Source organism: Microbacterium sp. 22303 (genome assembly GCF_052045265.1).
GTDB lineage: Bacteria > Actinomycetota > Actinomycetes > Actinomycetales > Microbacteriaceae > Microbacterium.
In genome coordinates this window covers 1-24954 of sequence record NZ_JBQEOQ010000008.1, presented here as the reverse complement: position 1 = coordinate 24954, position 24954 = coordinate 1, and the positions used below count along the sequence as shown (strand labels likewise).

19 protein-coding genes are annotated in these 24954 nt (G+C 70.4%); 9 read left to right on the top strand and 10 right to left on the bottom strand.

Features of this window, described 5'->3' with window-relative positions; all coding sequences use genetic code 11:
• Positions 1-8: 8 nt before the first annotated feature.
• The 8 genes from ACTJI8_RS18770 (at position 9) to ACTJI8_RS18735 (ending at position 11002) form a co-directional block, all read left to right on the top strand.
• Positions 9-764 (top strand): SDR family NAD(P)-dependent oxidoreductase, encoded by a 756-nt coding sequence (locus tag ACTJI8_RS18770; protein WP_440734961.1) that lies wholly within the window; start codon positions 9-11, stop codon positions 762-764.
• Between the two features lie 15 nt (positions 765-779).
• Entirely contained in the window at positions 780-2498 is a 1719-nt protein-coding gene (locus tag ACTJI8_RS18765; protein WP_440734960.1) for a hypothetical protein, read from the top strand.
• Between the two features lie 176 nt (positions 2499-2674).
• Positions 2675-4189 carry an ABC transporter substrate-binding protein gene (locus tag ACTJI8_RS18760; protein ID WP_440734959.1) on the top strand — a complete coding sequence of 505 codons (1515 nt, stop codon included), beginning with the start codon at positions 2675-2677 and terminating at the stop codon, positions 4187-4189.
• A gap of 70 nt (positions 4190-4259) precedes the next feature.
• A complete protein-coding gene (locus tag ACTJI8_RS18755) occupies positions 4260-5201 on the top strand; it encodes an ABC transporter permease (protein ID WP_440734958.1) in 942 nt (313 codons plus the stop codon).
• A complete protein-coding gene (locus ACTJI8_RS18750; RefSeq protein ID WP_440734957.1) occupies positions 5198-7084 on the top strand; it encodes a dipeptide/oligopeptide/nickel ABC transporter permease/ATP-binding protein in 1887 nt (628 codons plus the stop codon). The genes ACTJI8_RS18755 and ACTJI8_RS18750 overlap by 4 nt, the downstream gene beginning before the upstream one ends.
• Complete coding sequence (locus ACTJI8_RS18745; protein ID WP_440734956.1) at positions 7081-7926, top strand: ATP-binding cassette domain-containing protein; 846 nt, start codon at positions 7081-7083, stop codon at positions 7924-7926. The genes ACTJI8_RS18750 and ACTJI8_RS18745 overlap by 4 nt, the downstream gene beginning before the upstream one ends.
• A gap of 75 nt (positions 7927-8001) precedes the next feature.
• Positions 8002-9180 (top strand): serine hydrolase domain-containing protein, encoded by a 1179-nt coding sequence (locus tag ACTJI8_RS18740; RefSeq protein ID WP_440734955.1) that lies wholly within the window; start codon positions 8002-8004, stop codon positions 9178-9180.
• Positions 9181-9214: 34 nt separating this feature from the next.
• Positions 9215-11002 (top strand): DUF5605 domain-containing protein, encoded by a 1788-nt coding sequence (locus ACTJI8_RS18735; protein WP_440734954.1) that lies wholly within the window; start codon positions 9215-9217, stop codon positions 11000-11002.
• A 57-nt stretch (positions 11003-11059) separates the two neighbouring features.
• Here the strand turns inward: ACTJI8_RS18735 and ACTJI8_RS18730 are convergent, their stop codons facing one another.
• The 10 genes from ACTJI8_RS18730 to ACTJI8_RS18685 all read right to left on the bottom strand — a co-directional run bounded on the left by ACTJI8_RS18730 (position 11060) and on the right by ACTJI8_RS18685 (position 24212).
• Entirely contained in the window at positions 11060-12979 is a 1920-nt protein-coding gene (locus ACTJI8_RS18730) for a S53 family peptidase (RefSeq protein ID WP_440734953.1), read from the bottom strand.
• A gap of 168 nt (positions 12980-13147) precedes the next feature.
• Positions 13148-13591 carry a hypothetical protein gene (locus ACTJI8_RS18725; protein ID WP_440734952.1) on the bottom strand — a complete coding sequence of 148 codons (444 nt, stop codon included), beginning with the start codon at positions 13589-13591 and terminating at the stop codon, positions 13148-13150.
• Positions 13588-14058, bottom strand: a complete 471-nt coding sequence (locus tag ACTJI8_RS18720) for a hypothetical protein (RefSeq protein ID WP_440734951.1) — start codon at positions 14056-14058, stop codon at positions 13588-13590. The genes ACTJI8_RS18725 and ACTJI8_RS18720 overlap by 4 nt, the downstream gene beginning before the upstream one ends.
• Positions 14059-14126: 68 nt before the next feature.
• On the bottom strand, positions 14127-18008 hold the full coding sequence (locus tag ACTJI8_RS18715) for a LamG-like jellyroll fold domain-containing protein (protein ID WP_440734950.1): 3882 nt from the start codon (positions 18006-18008) through the stop codon (positions 14127-14129).
• A 70-nt stretch (positions 18009-18078) separates the two neighbouring features.
• A complete protein-coding gene (locus ACTJI8_RS18710; RefSeq protein WP_440734949.1) occupies positions 18079-20265 on the bottom strand; it encodes an alkaline phosphatase family protein in 2187 nt (728 codons plus the stop codon).
• A gap of 292 nt (positions 20266-20557) precedes the next feature.
• Positions 20558-21298, bottom strand: a complete 741-nt coding sequence (locus ACTJI8_RS18705; protein ID WP_440734948.1) for a GntR family transcriptional regulator — start codon at positions 21296-21298, stop codon at positions 20558-20560.
• A gap of 130 nt (positions 21299-21428) precedes the next feature.
• Complete coding sequence (locus tag ACTJI8_RS18700; RefSeq protein ID WP_440734947.1) at positions 21429-21761, bottom strand: hypothetical protein; 333 nt, start codon at positions 21759-21761, stop codon at positions 21429-21431.
• Between the two features lie 286 nt (positions 21762-22047).
• Positions 22048-22710: a response regulator transcription factor gene (locus ACTJI8_RS18695; protein ID WP_440734946.1), complete on the bottom strand. Its 663-nt coding sequence runs from the start codon at positions 22708-22710 to the stop codon at positions 22048-22050.
• Positions 22707-23918: a sensor histidine kinase gene (locus tag ACTJI8_RS18690; protein ID WP_440734945.1), complete on the bottom strand. Its 1212-nt coding sequence runs from the start codon at positions 23916-23918 to the stop codon at positions 22707-22709. The genes ACTJI8_RS18695 and ACTJI8_RS18690 overlap by 4 nt, the downstream gene beginning before the upstream one ends.
• A gap of 102 nt (positions 23919-24020) precedes the next feature.
• Positions 24021-24212, bottom strand: a complete 192-nt coding sequence (locus ACTJI8_RS18685) for a hypothetical protein (RefSeq protein WP_440734944.1) — start codon at positions 24210-24212, stop codon at positions 24021-24023.
• 111 nt (positions 24213-24323) lie between these two features.
• On the opposite strand from ACTJI8_RS18685, the gene ACTJI8_RS18680 reads away from it, so the two are divergent.
• Positions 24324-24722 carry a RidA family protein gene (locus ACTJI8_RS18680; RefSeq protein WP_440734943.1) on the top strand — a complete coding sequence of 133 codons (399 nt, stop codon included), beginning with the start codon at positions 24324-24326 and terminating at the stop codon, positions 24720-24722.
• Positions 24723-24954 lie beyond the last annotated feature (232 nt).

The following is a 24954-nucleotide window of genomic DNA, read 5'->3' as shown; positions in this document are numbered from 1 at the left end:
GGAGAGACATGGGACAGCTTGAGGGCAGGACGGCGCTCGTCACCGGCGCCGCGCTGGGGATCGGACTCGCGGTCGCTCAGCGATTCGCCAGGGAGGGTGCACGCGTGATCCTCGCCGACCGCAACGGCGACGGCGCCGCGCAGGCGGCCGCCGCGATCGGCGACGGCGCCCGCGCGGTCACGATGGACATCTCCGACGAAGCCGCCGTCGCCGCCGCCTTCGCCGAGGTCACGGCCGAAGGCTGGGCACCCGATGTGGTCGTGGCCAACGCCGGCGTCCAGCTCTTCGGCCAAGACGCACCAGCCGCCGACCTCGATCTCGAGATCTGGAAGCGCACGATCGACATCAACCTGACCGGGACCTTCCTCACCGTCAAGCACGCGGTCCGTTCGATGCTGCGGTCGGGCGGCGGATCGATCATCCTCACCGGCAGTCCGACCGGGATCAACGGCGAGGGCAAGGACTTCACCGCCTACAGCGCCTCGAAGGCGGCCATCCACGGTCTCGGACGCACGGTCGCCGCCGCGTACGCGGACCGGAACATCCGCGTGAACACGGTGCAGCCGGCGTACACCGAGACGCCGCTTGTCGCCGCGATCAGCGAGGATCCCGCGTCCCGCGCCGCGATCATCGGCCGCATCCCGATCGGTCGCGCCGGGACCCCGGACGATGTCGCCGGCATCATGGTCTATCTCGCCAGCGACGACGGAGCGTTCGCCACGGGCGCGCTGTTCCAGGTCGACGGCGGAATGACGTCACTCTGACATGCGACGCAAACGGTGACCTGGCGCGAGCAGGCGCGCGAATGGCGGAGCGGCGCGTGGTCCCTCGAACTGCGCGACGACGAGCTCGCCGACATCGCGTTCGGCAGCACCATCGCGCTCCGCTCGGTGCGCGCCGTCGTGCGGGACCGGAACTGGGAAACCGCTCGGCTCGAGATCGAAGACATCGCCGGAGATGGCGGCGAATTGACGCTGCACGTGCGCGTCACGCGCCTCGGCGTGCACCTCGTCGGCACCATTCGCGTCATTGCGGACGGGTCACGGCTCGCCGTGCACCTCGATCTCGAGGCGCATGAGGACTTCTGGACCAACCGCACAGGGATCGTCGTGCTGCACCCTGCGGGGGTCGCCGGCGAGCGGCTGCAGGTGAGGCACTCGGACGGCAGGCATGAGGCGTCCCTCTTCCCCGCTGACATCAGCCCCCATCAGCCGGTGTTCGACATCGAAGAACTCGATTGGGACCATGCCGGTCTCGGCGTCTCCGTGAAGTTCGCCGGCGACGTCTTCGAAATGGAGGACCAGCGCAACTGGACGGATGCGTCGTTCAAGACGTACAGCCGCCCGCTCGCGCTGCCTTTCCCCTACCTTCTCGCGGCCGGGACACACGTCCGGCAGTCCGTCACGATTCAGGCCCGCCGCACGGGCACCCCGGAACCGCAGGAGCCGAATGTGCTCACACTCCGCCCCGCCGGCATCTTCCCGGAGGTCGGATTGGGGGCGGCCACCGCGGCGGACCCGGCTCCGCCGTTCGATCCCGTCGGATCCGCGGTCCTCGTCGAACTCGACCTCGCCACCTCGAACTGGCGCGCCGCACTGGCCCGGGCGAGCACGGCTGGACTTCCTCTGGACGTGCGGTTCGTGCTGTCCGAGGCGGAGCCTGCGTCGATCGCCGCGGGAGTAGCCGCTCTGCGCGGCCTCGCCGTGGCCCGTGTGGCCGCGTTCGCGCCTTCCGGTCGGTCGGCGCACGTGTCGGACCGGACCACGACTGCCGCTCTGCGCAGCGCGCTCGACGCTGTCGGCATCGACGTCCCCGTCGTCGGGGGCACCCGCTCTCACTTCACCGAGCTGAACAGGGAGCAGGACCGCCTCCCGGATGACCTCGACGGCATCCTGTTCAGCATCACCCCACTGTTCCACGCGCCCGGTACGGACCAGCTCGTGGAGTCGCTTGCGATGCAGCGCCTGACCGCAGCGCAGTCGGTGCGGATCGCGCGCGGCGTTCCCGTGCACATCGGCCCGGTGACCCTGCGTCCACGGTTCAACAACGTCGCCACCACCGCGCCGCCGATGCCCGTGCACGGCGACCTGCGCGAGGGGTACGGCCCCCACCTGCTGGACGCCCACGACGAGCGCCAGGATGCTCCGGAGCTCGCGGCCTGGCTCGTGGCCAGCGCGGCCGCGCTCGCCGCCCCCGGAGTCTCGAGCCTCACGTTCTTCGAGGAGTGGGGCCCGCGCGGGATCCTCCGAGCCGACGGATCCGCCCGTCCCGTCGCGTCCGCGCTACGGGCGCTGACGGGGCTGTCGGGACGGCCATCGCTGCGGGGCGCAACCCCGGACGAGCTGGTCTGGGCCGTCGGGGCGGTCGGCACCGATGGCCGCGAGACGGTTCTGATCGCGAATCTCGACCGGGCCGAGCGCGATGTCCTCGCGATGACAACCGCAGGGAGCACACGCGTCCGCATCGCCGCGGGTGAGTGGCTGAGCCTCCCCGCGTGATCCTCCGGGGTCGGGCTGCACAGGCGGCACTGCACGGCTCCGCGGCGTGACGGCGAGACTCCGAGTGCCCATCGAGGTAACAATTTAGTACAACCGGTTGACCGGTTATACCGAGCGGTGTTAGCTTTCCAGAACAGAGCGGTGCATGGGAGCACTGCCAGACGAAGGGACCAAGGATGTTCCGTTGGAAGGCCACGGCTGCTGCCGTCCTCGCGGTCACCGCGCTCGCACTTGCCGGGTGCTCCGGCAGCGCCGGCACAGACTCGACCGGAGGCTCCTCGGGGGGAACACTCACGCTCGGTGCGATCGGCGCACCGCAGACTTTCGACCCTGCGGGGTCGCAATGGGGCAATCAGTCGCCCTTCTACCAGGCCGTGTTCGACACGGTGCTGCGGATCACGTCCGACGGCAAGGTCGAGCCGATGCTCGCATCGAAGTACGCGTACAACGACGACAAGACCCAGCTCACCCTCACGATCCGCACTGACGTCGCCTTCACCGACGGCAGCAAGCTCACCGCGGAGGTCGTCAAGGAGAACCTGACCCGCTTCCAGAAGGGCACCTCCCCCGATGCCTCCCTCCTCTCCAGCGTGAGCGAGATCAAGACCGACGGCGACGACGTGGTCCTGACCCTCAAGTCCGCTGATCCGGCCCTGCTGAGCGCCCTGACCCGCGACGCCGGCCTCATCGCTGGAGAGAAGTCGCTCACGGCGAGCGACATCGCGACGAACCCGGTCGGATCAGGCCCGTACATCCTGGACACCAAGGACACGGTCACCGGCACCTCGTATGTGTACACGAAGAACGACAAGTACTGGGACAAGAGCCTGCAGCACTACGACAAGCTCGTGATCAACGTCTACGCCGATCCGACCGCGGCGCTCAACGCGATCAAGGCGGGCGAGGCCAACGCCGTCAAGCTCGTCAACAACGACAGCCTCTCGCAGATCGAGGCCGCCGGGTGGACCATCAACAAGAACGAGCTCGACTTCATGGGCATCATGCTCTATGACCGTGCGGGAACGATGAACCCAGCGCTCGGGGATGTCCGGGTGCGCCAGGCGATCAACATGGCCTTCGACCGCAAGTCGATGCTGAAGAGCGTGGGAAGCGGACACGGCACCGTCACGGAGCAGGTCTTCCCGAAGACCTCGTCCGCCTTCGACGCGTCGCTCGACGGCACCTACCCTTATGACCCCGCCAAGGCGAAGGCGCTGCTCAAGGAGGCCGGCTACCCGAACGGCTTCACGCTGGAGATGCCGACCACATCGCTGCTCGGTGCCGCCACGTTCAACCTCATCGCGCAGCAACTGGCCGATGTCGGCATCACGGTGAAGGGCACCGATGCCGGTTCGAACTACATCACCGACATGCTCGCGCCGAAGTACCCGGCCGCATTCATGGCGCTGGAGCAGAACCCGGACTGGCAGCTGACGCAGTTCATGCTCGCTCCCACTGCCACGTGGAACCCGTTCCACTACTCGGACGACACCGCGAACGCCCTCATCGCCAAGATGCAGAACGGTGACAAGGATGCTGCGAAGGAGCTCAACAAGTACGTGGTCGAGCAAGCCTGGTTCGCGCCGTTCTTCCGCGTCCAGGGCAGCGTCGCCTCCGATGCAAACACGTCGGTCTCGATGATGTCCACCAACGCCTTCCCCGCCATCTACGACTTCGCTCCGAAGTCCTGACCGGACCTGCCGGGCCCGTCCGCCTGTGACGGGCCCGGCCTCCCCATCTCTGACAAAGGAGCGCAGCAGCATGCCCCTCTTCATCATGCGCCGTGTCATCTCCGGCGTGATCATGGTGTTCGCGATCTCGGTGATCGCCTTCACCCTGCTCTATCTGGGCGGCGGCGACATCGCCCGCAAGCTCCTCGGCACCAACGCGACCGCCGAGACCGTCGCGCGCAAGACCCAGGACCTGGGGCTGGATCGGCCGTTGTTCGTGCAGTACGGCGACTGGCTGACGCGTGCATTCCGCGGCGACCTGGGCCGTGCGTGGACCACCGGCCAGCTCGTCTCGGTCAGCGTCTCCAGTCGTCTCGCCGTCACACTGTCAATCGTCATCGGCGCCGTACTGATCTCCGCCATCCTCTCCGTCGTCCTCGGAGTGCTGGCCGCGCGCCGCGGAGGCTGGGTCGATGGCCTCGTACAGGTGGTCTCCGTGGTGGGCTTCGCCATCCCGGGGTTCCTCATCGCCCTCTTCCTCGTACTCACCTTCGCGATCAACCTGCACTGGTTCAAGGCCGTGGGGTACGTCCCCATCACCCGATCCTTCAGCGGCTGGCTGTCCTCCGTGACGTTGCCGATCATCGCCTTGTCGATCGGCGCGATCGCCTCTGTGTCGCAGCAGATCCGCGGATCCGTCGTCGATGCGATGTCGCGCGATTATGTGCGCACTCTCCGCGCCCGCGGCATCGGCATCAATCGCGTCGTCTACAAGCACGTGCTGCGCAACGCGGGCGGTCCGGCTCTCGCGGTGCTCGCCCTGCAGTTCGTCGGCCTGATCGGGGGCGCCGTCGTCATCGAGCAGGTGTTCGCCCTCCCCGGGATCGGGCAGCTGACAGTACAGGCGACGACCTCTGGCGACATCCCCGTCGTCATGGGCGTCGTGATCGCCACCGCCATCATCGTCGTCATCGTCAACCTCGTCATCGATCTCGCGCAGGCCGTGCTCAACCCGAAGGTACGACTCTCATGACCGCTGCCGCCGCCCCGACCATCGCGACGTCCCCGGTGCGCGCCCCACTGCTGCGCCGTCTCATCCGGCGCCCGCTCGGGTTCGCATCCCTCGCGTTCCTGACCCTCATCGGCCTCGTCGCACTGACCGGCCGCTGGATCGCACCGTACGACGCGAACAAGGCGTCCCTGCAGCTCGTGCTCGCCGAGCCCAGCGCCGCCCACCCGCTCGGCGCCGACAGCAGCGGCTTCGACATCCTGTCCCGTCTGCTCGTAGCCACGCAGGTCAGCATCGCAGCCGCCCTCGTCGCCCTGCTCACGGCCCTCGTCATCGGCGTGATCTCCGGACTCATCGCCGGGTACTATCGCGGCTGGTTCGACGCCGGCGCCTCCTGGATAACGTCGCTCGTGATGGCGATGCCGGGCATGGTGGTGCTGCTCGCGGCGCGCTCGGTGCTCGGCCCCTCGGTGTGGCTCGCCATGCTCGTGTTCGGGATCCTGCTCGCCCCCGCGTTCTACCGCCTCGTGTACGCCGCCGTAACCACGGTGCGCAATGAGCTGTACGTCGACGCCGCACGCGTCTCCGGCCTGTCCGATGTGCGGATCATCGGACGGCACATCCTGTCGGTCGTGCGAGCACCGATCATCATCCAGGGTGCGATCATCACGGGCATCGCGATCGCCATCCAGTCCGGACTGGAGTTCCTCGGGCTCGGGGACACCTCGATCCCCACCTGGGGCCAGATGCTCAACGACGCCTTCATCAACATGTACAAGGCGCCGTGGAACATGCTGTGGCCTTCGGCCGCGATCTCGCTCACCTGCATCGCGCTGACGCTGCTGGCCAACGCGATGCGCGACGAGCTGGAGCGGACGGTCGTCATCCGGCGGCGCCGTCGCCGTGCGGTCGCCACCGCGACAGGGTCCGTCGCCGCGGTCACCACGTCGGTCGCGATCGGAGGCGGTGACGCCGCCGCTCTCGATGACACGGTGATTCCTGTGGTCGGCGCCGGCACGATCACGCATCCCGACGAGCCGGGCACGACTCCCGCCGCGACGGTCCTCTCCCTCCGCGACCTGCACGTCGGGTACGACCAGCCCGATCGTTCGGCCCTTGAGGTCGTGCACGGCGTGAGCCTGGACGTGCGCGCGGGTGAGGTCCACGGGCTCATCGGGGAGTCCGGATCCGGCAAGACTCAGACCGCTTTCGCGGCGCTCGGCCTGCTGCCTCGAGGCGGGCGAGTCACCGGTGGCGCCATCGAGTTCGACGGCATCTCCCTACACGACGCCTCCGACCGGGTCTACGCGGGCGTGCGCGGAAAACGCATCGGCTACATCCCTCAGGAGCCCATGTCCAACCTCGATCCGTCGTTCACGATCGGCAGCCAGCTCACTGAGCCGCTGCGCCTGAAGCTCGGGCTCACCGCGAGGGAGGCGACCGAGAAGTCGCTGACCCTTCTCGAACGGGTCGGCATCCCGAACCCGAAGCGCACCTTCGACGCCTATCCGTTCGAGGTCTCCGGCGGCATGGCGCAGCGCGTGCTCATCGCCGGCGCGGTCTCGACCGACCCTGACTTGATCATCGCCGACGAGCCGACCACCGCGCTCGACGTCACCGTGCAGGCCGAGGTCCTCGATCTGCTACGCGATCTGCAGCGCGAGCGTGGCATGGCCATGCTGCTCGTCACGCACAACTTCGGCGTCGTCGCCGACCTGTGCGATCGGGTCACCGTGATGCAGCAGGGCCTGTTCGTCGAATCCGGCCCCGTACGCACCATCCTGAAGCACCCCTCGCACCCCTACACCCAGTCACTGCTGGACGCGATCCTCGACGAGGGTCCCGCCCGCGGACCGCTGACGGCGCGGCCGGCCGACGGCGCCACTTTCGAAGGAGACGCACGATGAGCTCGCTCCTCGAGGTCACAGACCTCGTCGTCGAATACCCGGGCAAGGGTTTCCGCGCCCAGCCGCTCCGTGCACTCAAGGGCGTGTCGCTCGACATCCGCCCGGGTGAGACCATGGGCCTCGTGGGAGAGTCGGGTTCAGGCAAGACGACACTCGGCCGGGCCGTGCTCGGGCTCGCCCCGGTCACCCGCGGCAGCATCCGCTACGACGGCCGCGAGATCGGCGCCCTCTCGCGTCGCGCACGCCGAGCGCTGTCCGACGAGATCCAGGTCGTCTTCCAGGATCCGTACTCGTCGCTGAACCCCTCCTTGACGATCGAGCAGATCCTCACCGAGCCACTCACCGCCCGCGGCACCGCCGCGAAGGATGCGAAGGGCCGCGTTCAGGACCTGCTCGACGGTGTCGGCCTCCCGTCCGGAGTCGCCACGCGACTTCCGCGCGAGTTCTCCGGCGGGCAGCGCCAGCGCATCGCCATCGCCCGTGCCCTCGCGCTCGACCCGCGCCTCATCGTCTGCGACGAGCCGGTCTCAGCGCTGGATCTGTCGACCCAGGCTCGCGTGCTCGACCTGTTCATCGAGATCCAGGAGCGTACAGGCGTCGCCTACCTGTTCATTTCGCACGATCTCGCCGTCGTACGCCATATCAGCCACCGCGTCGCGGTGATGTATCAGGGCGAACTCGTCGAGACCGGTGATGGCGACCAGGTCACGGCCCGCCCTGCGCATCCCTACACGCAGCGGCTCTTCCTGGCCGCCCCGGTCCCGGACCCCGACGAGCAGGCCAAGAGACGTGCCGCTCGCCGCACCCTACTCGCGGCCCAGAGCTCAGAGCTGGCCGCATGACCGGCCCCGTCCTCGTCCGCGCCGGCCTCCATGCACTCCCGATGTTCTCCCGTCCGATTCAGAAGGATCCTGCGTATGGCCATCACTGACACCTCCATCCGAGCCGCGAGCGTCCCGGCACAGATCGGGACCGCTCTGAACGGGCGCTTGAAGGGCTCCGCCGACGCGCGTCTCGGCGAGATCGTCGACCGTCTCGAGGACTTCCTCGCAGCGGATCCGGATCTCTCGTTCCAGGCCGCGGCCTACCACGGCGGCCGGCCCGTGCTCGACGTGTGGGGCGGACCTCATCTGAGCGAGGACTCGCTGATGGTGCCGTACTCGGTCACGAAGAACACGATCGGTCTCACGGTCGGGCTGCTCGTCGAACGCGGCCAGCTCGACCTCGACGCACCGGTCGCCGAGTACTGGCCCGAGTTCGCGGCGAAGGGCAAGGGTTCGGTCACCGTGCGAATGCTCCTCTCGCACCAGGCGGGACTGCCCCAGGCGACGCCCTCCCTGACCTGGACCGAGCTGCTCGACCATCACGCCGCCGCGGAGCGTCTAGCCGCATCCCGTCCGTTCTGGCAGCCGGGGAGCGGCTTCGGGTACCACGCCGTGACGATCGGGAACCTCGGGTCCGAGCTCGTCTTCCGTGCGACCGGGCGCACTCTGCACGAGGTGTTCGAAGAGGACATCCGGGCACCGCACGACCTCGACGTCCATCTCGGACTCCCCCGCGCGATGGATCATCGACGGGTACCGGTCCTGCCGATGATCCGTCCGGTCTCCGACACCCTCGTGCCGGGCTGGTCGGGACTGATCGGCGTGGCCATGGGCACGGCGGGCCCCGCCGTGGATCTCGCGAACGATGAGGCCAGCTGGCGGTTCGGTCATCCCGCCGGATCCGGCACGGTGACCGCGCGCGGGCTCGCCCGGATGTTCGCGAGCGCGGTCACCGGCGTCGACGGCGAGAATCCGTTCCTCAGTGCCGACACGGTCGAGCAGATCGGTCTGCAGCAGGTGCGCGGGCACGACCAGGTGCTGGGACAGGACGGGCGGGCGCACGCGATCGTGTTCCAGAAGCCTTCCCAGCAGCTCGCCTTCGGCGGCCCGCGCGCGTTCGGGCACGACGGGGCGGCGGGTGCGCTCGCCTGCGTCGATCCGGATTCGGGCATCGCTTTCGGCTATACGATCGCGCGCGGACCTTGGCCGGGCGGCGCCGATCCCCGCGCCGTCGCCGTCGCCTCCGATCTCGGCCGTCTGTTCGCCGACTGATCCTGCACGCCCCAGAAACGTTACGGAGATCCCGATGTTCGACCGCCGCTCCACCTTCGGCGAAGCCCTCGACAACCCCGCCGCCCGCGCCATCCTGGAGCGCTTCCTCCCTGGCATCGCCGCCTCGCCGATGGCGAGCCAGTTCCGCGACGGGCGGCTCGGCTCGCTCATCGCGCTCGCGCCGAGCCTGGAGGATCCCGCGGCGCGCGAGGAGCTGTGGTCCGCCTTGGCCGACGTGGGCGATGGTGTGGAGCGTCCGCCGTACGCACCCGCGATCGACCCCGATCCCGAGTACGAGGGCGAGGACGTGCCGCGGGGGTCCGCCGGGCTCGCCCCGGTTCCCGAGACGCCGCTGTGGGGCGTGCTCGAGGTGCGTCTCGCCGGCCCCACGCACGGCAACCCGTTCGTCGACGTCGAACTGAGCGCGGTCTGGACCCGGCCCGACGGCACCACCGTGCGCACGGGCGGCTTCTACGACGGAGACGGCATGTACGTCGTGCGCACGCTCGCCGACGCCGAGGGAGCCTGGAGCTTCACGACCCAGGCGACCGCACGCTCGCTCGACGGTGTGCTGGGGAATGCGGTCGTGATCGGCCCCGCCGAGGGCGCGCACGGGCCGGTGCGCGTCGACGGCTTCCATTTCCGTCATGCCGACGGCACCCGACACCGTCCGCTCGGAAGCACCGCCTACGCATGGACCCATCAGCCCGAGCCGCTGCAGGAGCAGACCCTCGCGACCCTCGCCGACTCTCCGTTCACGAAACTGCGCATGTGCGTGTTCCCTAAGTCGTACCTCTACAACGCGAATGAGCCTGCCGACTTCCCGTTCCATGGATCGCTCGCGGACGGCTTCGACCTCACGCGCTTCGACCCCGTGCATTTCCGCCGCCTCGAGCAGCGGATCGCCCAGCTCGGCGCGCTGGGGATCGAAGCCGATCTGATCCTGTTCCACGCCTATGACCGCTGGGGCTTCGCCGATCTCGGCCCAGCCGTCGACGACCGCTATCTGCGTTACGTGGTGCGTCGTCTGTCCGCCTTCGCGAACGTGTGGTGGTCGATGGCCAACGAGTACGACCTGCTCTGGTCGAAGGACGAGTCGGATTGGGAACGCCTCGCCGCGATCGTCGGCGCAGAGGACCCTGTCGAACACCTGAACTCGATCCACAACTGCCGGCCGTTCTACGATTACTCCCAGCCCTGGATCACGCACGTGAGCATCCAACGTGTCGACGTGTACCGGACGGCGGAGAACACGGATGAGTGGCGTGCGCGCTGGGGCAAGCCCGTGGTCATCGATGAGTGCGCCTACGAGGGCGACATCGACCAGGGCTGGGGCAACATCACAGGCGAGGAGATGACTCGTCGCTTCTGGGAGGGCGCCGTCCGCGGCGGATACGTCGGCCACGGCGAGACGTATCTCCCTGCGTCGTCAGGAGGCGCGACAGACATGTCCCGCACCGTCGGCGACGACCCCGAGGTGCTCTGGTGGTCGAAGGGCGGGGCCCTGCACGGTTCCTCACCTGACCGGATCCGCTTCCTGGATCAACTGCTCGCCGAGGCACCGGACGGCGTCTGGGATCCGCAGACCGGCGACTGGGACCTCCCCTGGGGCGGCACCGACACGCACCGCGTCGGGTACTTCGGCTTCAACCGACCGCAGTTCCGCAACATCATGCTCGCCGACGGCGAATGGACGATCGACGTGATCGACACGTGGAACATGACCGTGGAACGCCTCCCCGGCACGCACCACGGCACCACGCGGGTGGACTTGCCCGGGCGCCAGTTCATGGCCCTGCGCGCCATCCGGGTCGGAGACTGACCCGCGAGAAACGCGCCCGTCCGGGATTCCCGGACGGGCGCGTTCTGGTGCGAGGGGTTACTGCACCCAGCCGGCGCGGGCGCTGCCCCAGCCGGTCTCGGTGTCCCAGCCCGTGCCGACGGTCTGGGTGGAGGTGGCGCCGTTGAACGTGCGCACGGAGTAGACGTAGCCGCCCGTGGCGTCGAGGCCGTTGGCGTAGTCGACGCGGATCGCGCCCTCGTCGATGCCCGCTCCGGTGACGTCGTGGAAGCCCTGGCCATGCGTGCCGTAGATCGTCGGGTTCAGCAGTCCGAGGCCGGTGCCGCCGTTCGCCTGGATCTTCAGCGCGGTGATGCCGGCGAACAGCGGGGACGCGAGGCTCGTGCCGCCGATGCGGTACGTGTCGTACGCGGCCGCTCCGGTGAAGGTCTGCGTCTGGCCCACGAGCATTCCCGTGGTGGGGTCGCCGTCCATCGAGACGTCCGGCACGGCGCGTCCGCCGTTGGGGCTGACGATGCCGGCGTCCTTCTGGTACTGCGGCTCGGCGATGTTCGACGAGTAGCCGCCGCCTCCGCCGTACAGGAAGTCGGTGCTCTGCGACCAGGCGCCGTCCTTCAGCACGTACTTGGACGTCTGCCAGCCGGTCTCGCCGGTGATGCCCGCGTCGGTGATCGCCGTGGAGGTGCCGCCGACGGCCGTGACGTACGGGTCGGACGCCGGGTAGTCGGTCTGCGCGGATCCGATCTTGGCGACGTTGTCGCCGTCGTCACCGGAGGAGAACAGGTAGCTGATGCCCTGAGCGGCCCCCTGCAGGAACGCCGTCTGGTAGGCGAGCAGCAGCGACGGCTTCACGACATCGCCCGTCCCGCCCCACGAGTTGGTCACGATGTTCGCGACGTTCTCATCGTTGATGCGCGTGAACGTGTCGAGCAGATCCGGATCCATGCAGCTCTTGCCTGCGTAGTAGCGGATGTTCGCACCCGGAGCCATGGCGTGCACGGCCTCGACGTCGAGCGTCTCCTCGCCGTACCAGCCGGCCATGCCGCACTGGTGGTTGGACTTGTTGCTGTTCACGTTCGTGTACGCGTTCGGCACGTTCTGCGAGAACTGCCCCGCGGCGAACGGCTTGTCGCCCGTGTCGGTCGCGTACTTGTTCGCGTCGGCCTCGACCGTGGGCGACGCGTAGGCGTCGGTGATCGCGACCGTCACGCCGGTGCCGTCGTATCCGCCGGTGAGGCCGGCTTCGTAGGCGTTGCGCAGCTGCGGACCGGTGTAACCGCACGGCGAGTACGGCAGCATCTTGCCGTCGAAGGCCGGGAGCACCGTGCCGTCCGGCGTCGCGAGGTTGCCGGGGTTCGCGGATCCGTAGGTCGTGCCGCAGATCGGCGAGTTGCGGAATCCGCCGTCCGGCGGGGCTGGCTTCTGCGTCTTCGGCTCGACGAGCGACGGGGTCGTGTCCAGGCCGTCCACGGCGATGACCGCGCCCGCGAGGGCCGCGGGGGCGCTCGCAGGGCCGTCGGGGGATTGCACGGTGAGCCCGTCGTGCGTGTAGTTCGAGATCGTCACGCCGAAGGCCTTGTTCGCGTTGCCCACACCGCCCTTGACGTCCACGTAGCGGTGGCTCGGATCGACCGTCGTCTTCAGCCCCGCCCCTTGCAGCCAGGAGGTGACCGCATCGACCGTCGCCTGAGGAGCGTCGAAGGTCGCGTGGTACTGGGCTGCCGAGAGGAACTTCCGGTACTGCGCAGATCCGGGCGTCGAGACCGCGGTCGCGAGCGCCGAGAGCGAATCCATGCCGCCCGCCGGGGCCAGGTACACCCGGGCGCTCACCGCGCCGTTCGCCGGTCCGCCCTTGGTCGCGTGGCCGAGCCAGCCCGGTGTCGAGTTCGGGATCGGACTCGGCGGCGGAGGCGCAGCGCTCGCGGCGCCTGCTCCGGCAAAAGTGGCGGCGACGGTGGCGACGACCGCGAGGGTGACGCCGAGGACTTTTCTACGCATCCGGGATCTCCAGACTCTGATTCGGCCAGTGGCGGTCGCCGCTGACCGAGGGCGATGCTATTCCCGCGCGACCGACCGACGCGAGAGGCCCTGGCCCGTCGGAGCCAGCCTCACAGCGCACGCATCGGGTTCTCCCAGCCGGCGCATTCCCGCCGTTCGAAGTTCGGTTCAGGACCCGGCGACGTCGATCGTCAGATCACCGCTGATCTCTCCGACGGCGATCCTGATCGTCACCCGCCCCACGCTCTCCGTGTGCAGGCCGAGCGAGCTCGCCACGCCATCGGAATCCGTGGCCGAGGTCTCGAAGCCGCCGGGATACGTCGCGGGACCCGAGATCACCTCGAAAGTCGCATCGCGGCCCGTGACGGGCGCACCGTCGTCGGTCGCGCGGATGACCACCCGCACCTCGTCGCCGAGGTGCACCGCACCGTCCGGGGAGACGAGCCGGATCGCCGGGCCGTGCTGTTCGGCCGCGGCCTCGGCGGAGGACGAGGACGAGGGGTTCGCCGCGCCAGGACCGCTCGCGGTGCATCCGGTCAGCAGCGCCGGAAGGAGCCCCGCCAGCAGCGCGAGCCCGGTCGCCTCTGCCCGGCGGGCACGGGTGCGGATCACGCCTGCTCCAGCGTGACCATGAAAGTGCGGCTCACCGACCCCACGTGCACCAGCACTGGGAAGGTGCCCGCGGCGAGCGCCACGATCGGCAGGATCAGGGTGCCGTCGGTGTCGATCGGGGCGGAGGCCAGAGCGCCCTGCAGGAGGACGGACTCGTCCCACGACGCGATCCCGCCGGCGTTCACGAGCTCCGCCGTGCCGTCCGCCGGGATCGGGCCGGAGCCCGCGACCTGGAAGATCAGCGGCGCGGTGTCGCCCGCGGCCGAGAACGGGTAGGTCTGCGCGTCGTCCACGGCGCCGAGGAGGTCGATCGTGATCGCGGCCGAGGCCGAGGCCTGCGGCAGCGCGACCGCCGCCGCGATGACCGGCACCGACCAGGCGCCGGCGACGAGGGTGCGTCGCCGGGTCCAGCCGCGGTCGCCCCCCATGCCCTCGCCTCCGGGCGTCGTCGTGATCTGCGTCGTCATGGTGCTGCCTCCTGCGTGGGTGTCTCCGCGGTGTCGGGTGCGCCGCGGGCGGGATCCGGTGCCGGTGCTCATCGCGCGGCCGGGTAGGGCGTCGGGATCGTGGCCATGCCGGATCCGCTCGTCAGGGTGACCGTCGCGGTACCCGCGGGGATCGAGGCCAGCATCGTGCTGAACCCGTACGACACCGTCGCGCCGGGCGCGACCGCCGGGTAGGTCCTGGTGCCGTACTTCGTGGCGATCTTGACGTCGGTCGCCGTGGACCCGGTGTTCGTCACCGCGACCGTGAGCACGACCTTGCCCGAGACCACGGCCGGCGTGACCTTCACATCGGCCGTCAGCGTCGCGACCGGATCCACCACCGTGATCTGAGGCAGCGTCGTCGTGCGGTCGCGGAACGCGGCGGTGATCGTCACGGTTCCGGCCGTCGCGGCGGTCGCACCCGGTGCGACGGCGATGCCGGCGGCGTTGCTCGAGACGGTCGCCGTGCTCGCTCCCCCGGCGAACGCGGCGCCCGAGATCGTGAACACCACGTCGGCGCCGGAGACGCCGTTGCCGGACGCGTCGACCACCTTCGCACCGAAACCGGTGATGGCCTCGCCACGCAGGACGGTCTTCGCGGCGCCCAGGGGCTGCACGTCCTGCCCGGCGTCGGCGCCGGTCGCCGCGAGCGTGAGACCCGAGATCGGCCCGTTCACGCCCTGATCGGTCGCCCGGTACTCGACGAGCGCGGCGGCCGTGCCCGGCACGGCGAACGGCGTGGAATACGCCTGCCAGGCGCCGCCGTCGACGCGGTACTCGATGCCGCCGGCCGACGCCGCCGGGACCGTGTGCAGCGTGACCGTGCGCCCCGCCGCGCTCACGACCACCGCGGGCAGCGACGACGGATCCGGAGCGGCCTTGCCGAGCGCGAACGAGGCCACCACGGCACGGTGGTTGCTCGCCCAGGCGTTGCGCAGCACCGCGGTCGGCGAGGGCCAGCCTGCGACCACCGTGTTCGCGCCGAGCACGCGCAGCGCCGAGCCGGCGTAGTGCACGGCGTCGATGCGGTCCTGCGGCTCATCGGCGCCCGACGGCGTCTTCACCACGAGCGGCGACCAGGTGTCGCCGGGGTCGGCGGCCGCGTCGGGGTTCGCGGTGCGATAGGCGTCGGCGAGCCCGGCCTGCTGCAGGCGGGCGGGCACGGGCCAGTCCACCGCGCCCACGCCGCAGTGCGCGTCGGCGGTGGCCGCCGTCCAGTCCGCACCCGAGGGCGACTCCAGGTCGGAGAGGACCACGACGGGGGTCGCCGCGGCCGTCTCCGTCGCGATCGCCGTGGCGAGCGCATCGACCTGGGCGTAGCGGGTGCTGCCGTGCTCCGCCGCGACGAGCGCCGCCGGATCCGTCATGCCGGCCAGGCACGCGGACTCCGGGCCGTAGCCGGTGCGGTCCAGGCCCATGGTCCACACCCGCAGCTTGCGCCCGAGCACGTCCACAGTCGCGCCCAGGCCGGGCTGCTCGCCGACGACAGTGCGCGCGCTGAGCGGGTGCGGCGAGATCAGTCCGACCCCGCCTGGTCCCTCGAGCGCGTTCCAGCCGAGGGCCTTCGCGAGGGCGGTCGCGGCGGTGCCGCCGTCCTGCTGCACGCCGATCACGTCGAAGCCGTTCTCGGCGATCACGGCGAGGTTCTTCAGCGCGGCGTCGTTGACGTGCCCGCCGGCATCCCAGAGATTCCAGGTCACCGCGTCGAAGGGCGCGGCGGCATCGGCCGCGAGCACGGGGACCTCGACCTCGATACGGGCCGTGGTCGTGCCGTCCGTCGCCTCGACCGTGAGGTAGCCGGGATCCGCGGGCGCACTCGCGGGAGCGGTCCCGGTCACGACGCCCTGCGTGTCGACGTTCAGCCAGGCGTCGCCCTCGACCTTCGTGTACGACGTCACGGATCCGCCGTTCCACAGCCCGGCGACGGGCTGCGAGACCGCGCCGCCCGTGCGCACCGAGGGCGCGCGCAGCACGCCGGACACGAAACCGCGCGCGAGTGTGGATCCGTCCGTCACGACGTCACCGGAGTGCGTCGCCATGTAGTCGTTCTGGATCTGCGCGGCCGAGATCGCCCGGTCGTAGAAGTCGAACGTGTCGATCGTCGCGTTCACGAAGCCGTCGCCGTCGTCGAGCAGCGATCCCTCCGCCCCGACGCGGAACGGATAGCCGCTGACCAGGGAGAAGCCGGAGCCGAGGCTGGTGCTCTGCGCGGTCTGCTCGCCGTCGACGAACGTGGTCATCGTGCTCGCGGAGCGGTCGACCACCACGGCGACGTGGTGCCAGGATCCGATCACGGACGTGCGGCTCGCATCCGCGACGTAGTTCTGCGTCGTCGAGGTGCCGTTCTGACCGAAGCAGCCGCGCAGGATGCCGGGGCTGCCCGCGGTGTTGTAGAGCGTCGCGCCGCGGTTGTAGCAGTGCCGGAAGTCCTGGTTCGAGACGATCGGCGAGTCGGAGCTCGACGAGGCCTCCTTGAGCCAGAACGTGTACGAGAAGCTGCCGGAGCCGTCGGTGTGGCCCGGCACGAGGGGCAGGGAGAAGAAGTTCACGCCGCGGGTGCTGCCCTCCGGCGCGTTGACGGAGGCCGCCTTGCCTGCGGTGCCCGCGACGTATGAGGGGGATCCCGACCAGATCGCGTCGTTGCCGCGTCCCGAGGAGTCCGGGATCGCTGTGCCGTCTCCGGTCTCGAAGTCGTAGGAGGCGAACGGGGCGACCGCGTCGCCCGGCGCGCGCAGCCGGCTCCAGATCGCGGAGAGGGTGACCGCGGTGTTCGCGCGAACCGTGAGGTCGGCGACCGACTGCCCGTCGGCGTAGACGACCTGACCCTTCGCGCTCAGCGCCCAGCCCTGGAACTGGTAGCCGGGACGGACGAAGGCGTTGGCCGCGAGCGTCGAGGCCGTGCCGATCGTGAACGTCTGCGCCGTCATGGCGCCCGAGCTCGCGCCGTTTCCGTCGAAGGCGACCGTGTAGCTGCCGCTGTCCGGCTTGAGTGCGGCGTAGTCGTCGGCGACCTGTGCCGAGGGCAGCACGGCGTTGTAGAAGCGCAGGTCGTCGATCGCGGCGTTCACGTAGCCGTCACTCACGTCCTTCTCGCTGCCGCTGAAGCCGCCGATGTTGAACGCGAATCCGCTCTTCAGGTTGGTGGACGCCGTCACCTCGCCGGCCGCGGAGCGCTTGGTCTCGACTCCGTCGGTGTAGACGATGATGACGTTCGCGGTGCGGTCGACCGTGACGGCGACATGATGCCAGGATCCGGCGATGTTCGGAGAAGCGCCGTTGAGGTAGCGCTTCGTCCCGCCTGCCGTGGTGCCCCAGCACGCTTGCAGCACGCCCTGCGTGGTCTGGTTGTAGAGCGTCAGACCCGCGTTGTTGCACGACGCGAAGTCCTGGTTGCTCATCAGCGTGCCGTACGACGTGCGGTTCTGCTCCGACATCCAGAACTCGTAGGAGAAGCTTGCCGATCCGTCGGTCTTCCCGGCGATCAGCGGCAGCTTCACGTAGTTCGTGCCGAGGCCGATCGTCGCCGCGGATCCCGAGACGCCGGGGCGGTAGCCCGGGGATCCGACCCAGGTGGCGTCGTTCCCGTTGCCCGACACGTCCTTCACGGTCGAACCGCCGTCGGCGTCGAAGGTGTACGCCGCCACCGGCGAGATCGCCCCCGGCACGGCGGCGCGCAGGGCCGGCGTCGTCGGCGCGGGCTCGGCCGGAGTCGGAGTCGGGCCGGGTGCCGGCGTCGTGGTCGGCGCCGGATCGGCGGTCGGTGACGACGACGGCGGCGGGGTGGGCGCCGGGGTCGGGGCTGCCGTCGACGAGGGCGCGGGGGTCGGATCCGCGACCGCCGCGGGCGTCGCCGCGAACGTCGAGACGACGACGGCGGCGCCCACGAGGGTGGCGAGGGCGAGGCGGCGCAGACGCCGGTACGGGAGGTGCATGCGGGGCTCCATCGGATCGGGTGCGGGCTGCGTCATCGGATCGGGTGCGGCGGCGTCGGGCGCTCGGGGGTCAGGCCGGCAGCTGGGCCACGCGCCCGGCGTAGCGGTGCCGCCAGCCGCTGTTCGTGTCGGCGGTGACGACGACGTCGTAGTAGCCCTCGGAGGTGGGCCAGGTCACCTTCTGGGTCGCACCGGGCTTGACCCAGATGCGCTGCGCGGTGCCGGCGTGGTCGTTGGGCGTGAGGGCGTAGTGCACGCTCTGGCGGCCGTCGTTGTGCAGCGCGATCTCGACGGTCGGCGTCTCGCCGGCGACGAGGTCGACATCGATGCGGGGCACGGCGCTGCCGTTCTGGCCCGCCGGCAGGACCGTGCCGGCGTGCGCGCGGACGAACCCGTCAGGTCCGTACACCGAGAACGCGTAACGGCCGTCCTGCGCGGTCGCGTCCCAGACGTGCGCCGCCGGCTTCGCGCCGGTGACCGTGTAGGGGGTGTTCGCGAACAGCAGGTACTTGTCCGGGAAGGCCTGCAGGCTCAGCGCCTTGCCTTGCGGGCCTCCGACCAGGCTGAGCTGCACGCTGACGGTGCCCGTCTTGCGGTCCTCCACGAAGACGCCGTGCGGGTGGTACGACAGTGGCCGGTGCTTGAGCGGCGTGCTCGACCACTTGTCGGCCGGCGGCACCTGGGTGCCGATCGTGCCGCCCGCGCGGGCGATCTGCACCAGGGCGTCCGTGTCGGGCAGCGACGGGACGTCGATCACGGGGTGGGCGAAATCCATCGCGCTCGTGAGGTCTCCGCTGATCCCGCGGCGCCAGGCGGTGATCGTGGTCGACAGCGCCGGGGTGCCGATCGCGGTGGTCCACGTCTCGAGGAAGCGGATCAGCGAGGTGTGGTCGAAGGTCTCGGTGCCGACCCAGCCGCCGCGCGTCCACGGCGAGACGAGGATCGTGGGGATGCGGGCGCCGTATCCGATCGGGGTGGATCCGTTGTACTCGCCCGGGGTGCCCGGCTCGGCGAACGGCGGCAGGACGTGGTCGAAGTATCCGTCGTTCTCGTCGAACGTCATGATGAGCAGCGTGCTCTTCCAGATGTCGGGGTTGCTCTGCAGCGTCTGGATCACCCGGTTCGAGAAGTGCGCGCCGTGCTCGGGGTTGGCCGAGGGGTGCTCGGACCAGCTGTACGGGGCGACGATCCAGGAGACCTGCGGCAGCGGATACTGCGCCCCCGGCTTGCAGGCCGCGATGAAGTCCTTCAGCACGCCGTTGAGGTTGGCGTCGCTGTCGTTGTTGGTCACGCCGGTGGAGGCGTAGGGCGCGGACCCGGCCCGCCAGACCAGGCCCGTGCCGGGGGCGTTCTTGGCGGCGTCGTTGCGGTTCGCGATGTCCTGCGCGGACGAGCCCGACGTCGTGAAGGCGTTGAAGCCGCGGATCGGGTTGTCGGTGTAGTCGCCGACCCAGCTGGATCCGTTGTTCGAATTGTCGACGTAGATCCGCCAGGAGACACCCGCGGCCTGCAGCGCCTCGGGGTAGGTCTGCCAGGTGCGGTTGCCGTTGGACTCGCCGCCGTTGTCGACCACGCCGCCCGAGGTGCCGGTCCAGGCATAGAGCCGGTTCGGCGTGGTCGGGCCCATGACCGAGCAGTGCCAGTTGTCGCAGATCGTGTACGCGCTCGCGAGCGAGTACTGCCAGGGGATCTCCTCGCCGGAGACGTAGTGCATCGTGTTGGCGCCCTTGGCCCCGATCCAGTTGTTGTAGCGTCCGCCGGCCCACGCCGACGTGCCGCCCGAGTACGAGTGGTCCAGACCCGTGGTGGTGCCGGCGACCGTGGTCACCCGGCTGGGCTTGACGAAGGACGAGCCCTGCGGCTGGGAGAAGACGTCGGTGCCGTTCTGGAAGCGCAGGGCCTGCTTGTCGTCGAAGCCGCGCACACCGGGCAGCGCGCCGTAGTAGTGGTCGAAAGAGCGGTTCTCCTGCATGAGGATCACCACGTGCTTGATGTCGGTGATGTCGCCGGAGAACCCCTCCGGCAGCGCGTAGACGCGCGAGGCGCCCGCGGCAACGGCACCCGCGCCCTCGGCGGCCGATGCCGACGGGGCGGCCGCCCCTGCGCCGAATCCGGCGCCCACGGCGGCGGCACCGCCCAGCAGGCCGAGAGCGCGTAGCATGCCGCGACGGGTCATGCCGCTGTGCAGCACCTCGTCGGGGACGGTTCGCGGGCGCTCGTACGGATCCGGGCTGAACGGGACGGGCTCGCTGGACATGACGCTCCTCGGGACGACGGGGCACCCCGGAGCGGGCGCCGACCTCGAGGAGAGCAAGCCGAGGGGAACAGCGGGTGAACGCCGGAGGACGAGCCGGTGGCATCGGCCCCGTCACCCGTGGATCCGGCCGCCGAGCGTGCACACTGGGCCGTTTCCGCCGTTCCCACCCCAGGGTCGTTGAGCGAGGACGGCGAAGCCGACCGAGACGAAACGCCGCCGCCCGTCGGAACCGCGTTTCGTCTCGCTCCTCGCTGCGCTCGGGGCTCGCTCAACGACCCCGCTCATCCGCCGCTCAGAGCGCGGTGCGGACCGTCTGCCCCGCTTCGATCTCGAACGCGATCGCACCGGCACGGTAACGGTCCACCCCGAGCTCCACGAGCCGCCCCTCGCGGGTCGTCGTCGTGCGCCCGACCTGCAGCAGCGGGCTGGAGCGGCGCACGCCGAGCAGTGCCGCATCCTCGGTGGTCGCGGCAGCCGCCTCGATCCGGTGGTTCGTCGATGCGACGCGGATCCCGGCCTCGGCCAGCGCGACCGTGGTCGAGCGCACGTCGTCCGGCACCCGTGTGATGACCTCCGCCACCCACGGCGCCCAGACCGAGCGCTCGATCATGACGGGCAGCCCGTCCAGCGTGCGCAGCCGCACGAACCGGTGCAGGGGCTCACCGAGCCTGATGCGGAACTGCTGCGCCTCCCGTGCATCCGCCGGCCCCACCGTGCGGGAGGTGATCGTGCCGCCGGGGACGCGCCCGCCCTCGCTCGCCCATTCCGTGAACGACTGCATCCGCGCGAAGCCCTGGGTCTGATGCGCGGCCTGGACGATCCATCCGCCGCGCGGCCGGGAGACGACGAGCGACAGCCGGGCCAGGCGGGCGAGCGCCCCGCGGATCACGCTGCGCGTCGTGCCGTATTCGGCGCTCAGCGCCGCCTCGCTGGGCAGGCGGGTGCCGGCGGCGAACCCTCCCTCAGAGATCCGCCGGCGCAGATCTGCCGAGATCTGCGCCGTGCGCGAGTTCTCGCGAGCGGCCTCCGTCACTTCCCGCCCCCGCATGCAGGAGAAGGGATCGGCGGCCGGAGCATGCCCCCATTCTCGCTCACGCACGCCGGTGGCCCGCCATGCGCAGGCACGGCGGGCCACCGATCGGACTCACGTCCCGGTCGTCGACTCAGGCCTCCGGGCGGTTCGCGCGCAGCACCTCGAGCCGCGCGCGGTACTCGGTCTCATCGATGTCGCCGTTCGCGAAGCGGCTCGCGAGCACCTGCTCCGCGCCGCTGCTCTGCGGCTTGGCCGCCCACGGGGCCTGCCCGCCGGCTGCTCCCTGAGCACCCTGCCAGCCCCACGGACCCGGTCCGCCCCAGCGGCGCCGGCGCACGAGGAGGGCGACGAGCAGGCCCACGATGATCAGGAACATCAGCGGGCCGATGATGAAGACGGGCCAGAACGGGTGGAACCCCATGTGGCCGGGATGCGCGGCGACGGCCGCGACGGTTGCGAGCATGATGCCCTTCCTTCGATCGGATCGGCCGCATCTCGACCGATGCATCCAGCCTCGCGATCCGCACCCTCCGGCGAATCCGGCCCGGGGAGTGATTCCGCCTGCTCCCCAGGGAGTAGGGATCCGGATCCACACCGGAAACCGGCCGCTGCCCGAACTCAGGTCGCAGAAACTGCTGCAACTCCCTGGCCGCAACAGCCGAAAGTGCGACCCGAGCCGAAGAAGTGCGACCCGAGCGGAAGAGGGCTGCGGGGTCCGCGTCACCCGGGACCGTGCGGATCCGGGACCGCTACTGCCAGCCGGGAGCCACGAGGCCGGTCTCGTAGGCGATCACGACGAGGTGCACCCGGTCGCGGGCGTGCAGCTTCGCCATGATCCGGGAGACGTGGGTCTTCGCGGTGAGCGGGCTGAGGAACAGACGCTCGGCGATCTCGTCGTTGGTCAGCCCCAATCCGACGAGGCGCAGCACCTCCCGCTCGCGCTCGGTGATCCCGTCGAGCGCCGCGGTCGTCGGCGCCTCGCGCAGGCCCACCGCGAGCCGCTCGAGCAGTCGCCGGGTCACGCCGGGCGAGAGCAGCGCATCCCCCGCCGCGACCACCCGCACGGCCCGCACGAGATCCGCCGGCTCGGTGTCCTTCACCAGGAATCCGGCAGCGCCGGCCCGCACCGCGCGCGCCACGTAGTCGTCGAGCTCGAACGTGGTCACGATCACGACGTGCACTCCGGCAAGACGCGGATCCGCGGCGATCTCCTCGGTCGCCCACAGCCCGTCGCCCTCCGGCATCCGGATGTCCATCAGCACGACGTCGACCGGCGTCTCGCGGATCCGACGCAGCAGCTCCTCGCCACCCGCGGCCTCGACGAGCACCTCGATGTCGTCCTCGGCATCGAGCAGAGCGCGGAATCCCGCACGCACGAGCAACTGGTCGTCCGCGAGCGCGACCCGGATCATGACGCCCGCCCCCAGGGCAGGGTCGCGACGATGCGCGCCCCTCCGCCGTCCGCGGAGCCGAGCTCGATGCGGCCGCCGAGCAGCGCCGCCCGCTCCTGCATGCCCAGCACGCCGCCGCGCCCCGTTGCGGTCGGGTCGGCGTCTCCGAAGCCGCGGCCGTCGTCCTCGATCGCGACGACGAGGCGGGGATCCGGATCCTCTCGCCGCTCGAGCACCACCCGCACGTGCGCGGCGTGCGCGTGCCGCACGGCGTTGGTGAGTGCTTCCTGCACGATGCGGTACGCCGCGAACTGCACGGCTCGACTGGGCGCGTGGTCGCCGAGGCGGTCGTCGAGCGCGATGTCCAGACCGGGCGCGGTGAGGCCCGCGATGAGCCGGGGGAGCTCGGCGAGCTCGGCCTGCGGGACGAGCGGCACTTCACCGTCGCGGAGCACGCCCAGCACACCACGCACCTCTTCCAGTGCCAGCTTGGAGGTGTCCTTCACGTTCTGCAGCGCGGTGCGCGCCTGCTCCGGATCGCGCTCGAACAGGTGCAGTCCGACGCTCGCCTGCACGTTCATCTGCGACAGCGCATGCCCGAGCACGTCGTGCAGCTCACGCGCGATGCGCACCCGCTCGCGCTCCTCTGCGCTGCGGCGATGGCGCTGCGCGTCGGCGTGCAACGCGGCCATCCTGGCGCCGCGGGTGCGCACGAAGGCGCCGACGGCGAAGCTGGCGGCGAGCGCGAGCGTGGCCGCGACGATGAGCCCCGGATGCCAGATCCGGCCGATCATGACTCCGACGAGGATCGCGGCGACCCACGCCGTCGCGACCGAGGCGGCCGCCCAGACGGCGGCTCCGCGGGCCACGGCGAGCGCGATCGCGAACGCCAGGGCGAGGTAGGGCGGTCCGTAGACGGGCGTCGTGAGCACGTCGAGCAGGGCGAGCCCGGAGACGACGGCGACGGTCGGGCCGGGGAATCGCCGCGCGGCGAGAAGGGCGAGCGGCCCTGCCACCGCGAGCGCGAGATGCAGCAGGATCCGCCAATGCAGGCCGTGGTCGGCGTGCGCGGCGACCCAGAGCGAGGCCGGCACCTGCACGAGCAGGCACAGCGCGACCGGCGCGATCAGGCGGACCCGCGGCGGCGGTCCGGCCGGGATCCGTCCGGTGTCGGGTCCGAACCACGCCGCCGACGCCGTCGAGGTGTCATCGAGCGGCTGATCCGGCATCCTCCGATGCTAATCGCGCCTCTCGCGCGGCGGATCCGTCGGCGGTGTGCTTCCGGAGTACTCCCGAGGGAGTAGTGCCGCGAAGCCGAGCGGGAGCGGAGCTCAGCTCTCCCAGGAGCGCGAGCGCTTGGTGGCGCCGCCCGGCTCGCGCATCATGTACGCAAGGGCGAGGCTGATCGCAAGGATGCCCGCGACGAAGACCGGGCCCTGCCAGGCGGGCAGGCCGGGGGCGATGCCCAGCAGCGCGAATCCGCCGAGGAACAGAATTCCGAACACGATGTAGTGAAGGATCACCGGGCAACCTCCTGTTGAGCCTCTCGAGTCTATCGCGCCGCGCCAGGCGGCCTCGACCCGTCTCCGGATGAGCCTGACGCGATGTCGGATGCCGTGACTACGCTCGCGGGCATGAGCATCTCCTACCCGCACGTCCCGGGGCTCGTGAACAGCCCCGCGTTCAGCCACGTCGCCGTGATCCCGCCGGGATCCACGACGATCCACGTCGGCGGCCAGAACGGCGTCGACGAGACCGGCGCAGTCGTCTCGGACGACGTCGCCGTGCAGTCCGCGCGCGCCCTCGACAATGCCGCCGCCGCGCTGGCCGCCGCCGGAGCCACCCTCGCCGATGTCGTGAGCTGGACCGTGCTGATCCACCAGGACGCGGATCTGCGCGCGGCCTACGGCGCGGTGGGCCCGAAGCTCGCGCGCGAAGGAGCACCGCCGCTCGTCACCGCGGCCCGCGTGGCAGGACTCGGCGTGCCCGGAGCACTTGTCGAGATCGGCGCCGTCGCGGCACTCGCGCCCTGAGCCGCTGGATCCGGCGAACTCTGGTGGCTGCCCGGGCCGGGGACGAGTCGAAGGCGAGACGAAAGGCCCGCGGGTCGGGCGCTTCGAGGGGCTCTGCGACAGAGGCCAGCGGCGACTGGGATCTTGTGACCTGTTTGTGATCTTTTCGGGATCTGATCTGGCTCTTTTCGAGCCTGGAATGTCGGTGGCCCCGGGTTGAATGGGGGTATGACGAGCTCGACCAGCACGGTTC

Coding starts and splice junctions, on each gene's coding strand:
- ACTJI8_RS18770 (WP_440734961.1), top strand. CDS start 9: ATGGGACAGCTTGAGGGCAGGACGGCGCTCGTCACCGGCGCCGCGCTG.
- ACTJI8_RS18760 (WP_440734959.1), top strand. CDS start 2,675: ATGTTCCGTTGGAAGGCCACGGCTGCTGCCGTCCTCGCGGTCACCGCG.
- ACTJI8_RS18755 (WP_440734958.1), top strand. CDS start 4,260: ATGCCCCTCTTCATCATGCGCCGTGTCATCTCCGGCGTGATCATGGTG.
- ACTJI8_RS18750 (WP_440734957.1), top strand. CDS start 5,198: ATGACCGCTGCCGCCGCCCCGACCATCGCGACGTCCCCGGTGCGCGCC.
- ACTJI8_RS18745 (WP_440734956.1), top strand. CDS start 7,081: ATGAGCTCGCTCCTCGAGGTCACAGACCTCGTCGTCGAATACCCGGGC.
- ACTJI8_RS18740 (WP_440734955.1), top strand. CDS start 8,002: ATGGCCATCACTGACACCTCCATCCGAGCCGCGAGCGTCCCGGCACAG.
- ACTJI8_RS18735 (WP_440734954.1), top strand. CDS start 9,215: ATGTTCGACCGCCGCTCCACCTTCGGCGAAGCCCTCGACAACCCCGCC.
- ACTJI8_RS18730 (WP_440734953.1), bottom strand. CDS start 12,979: ATGCGTAGAAAAGTCCTCGGCGTCACCCTCGCGGTCGTCGCCACCGTC.
- ACTJI8_RS18720 (WP_440734951.1), bottom strand. CDS start 14,058: ATGACGACGCAGATCACGACGACGCCCGGAGGCGAGGGCATGGGGGGC.
- ACTJI8_RS18715 (WP_440734950.1), bottom strand. CDS start 18,008: ATGCACCTCCCGTACCGGCGTCTGCGCCGCCTCGCCCTCGCCACCCTC.
- ACTJI8_RS18710 (WP_440734949.1), bottom strand. CDS start 20,265: ATGTCCAGCGAGCCCGTCCCGTTCAGCCCGGATCCGTACGAGCGCCCG.
- ACTJI8_RS18700 (WP_440734947.1), bottom strand. CDS start 21,761: ATGCTCGCAACCGTCGCGGCCGTCGCCGCGCATCCCGGCCACATGGGG.
- ACTJI8_RS18695 (WP_440734946.1), bottom strand. CDS start 22,710: ATGATCCGGGTCGCGCTCGCGGACGACCAGTTGCTCGTGCGTGCGGGA.
- ACTJI8_RS18690 (WP_440734945.1), bottom strand. CDS start 23,918: ATGCCGGATCAGCCGCTCGATGACACCTCGACGGCGTCGGCGGCGTGG.
- ACTJI8_RS18680 (WP_440734943.1), top strand. CDS start 24,324: ATGAGCATCTCCTACCCGCACGTCCCGGGGCTCGTGAACAGCCCCGCG.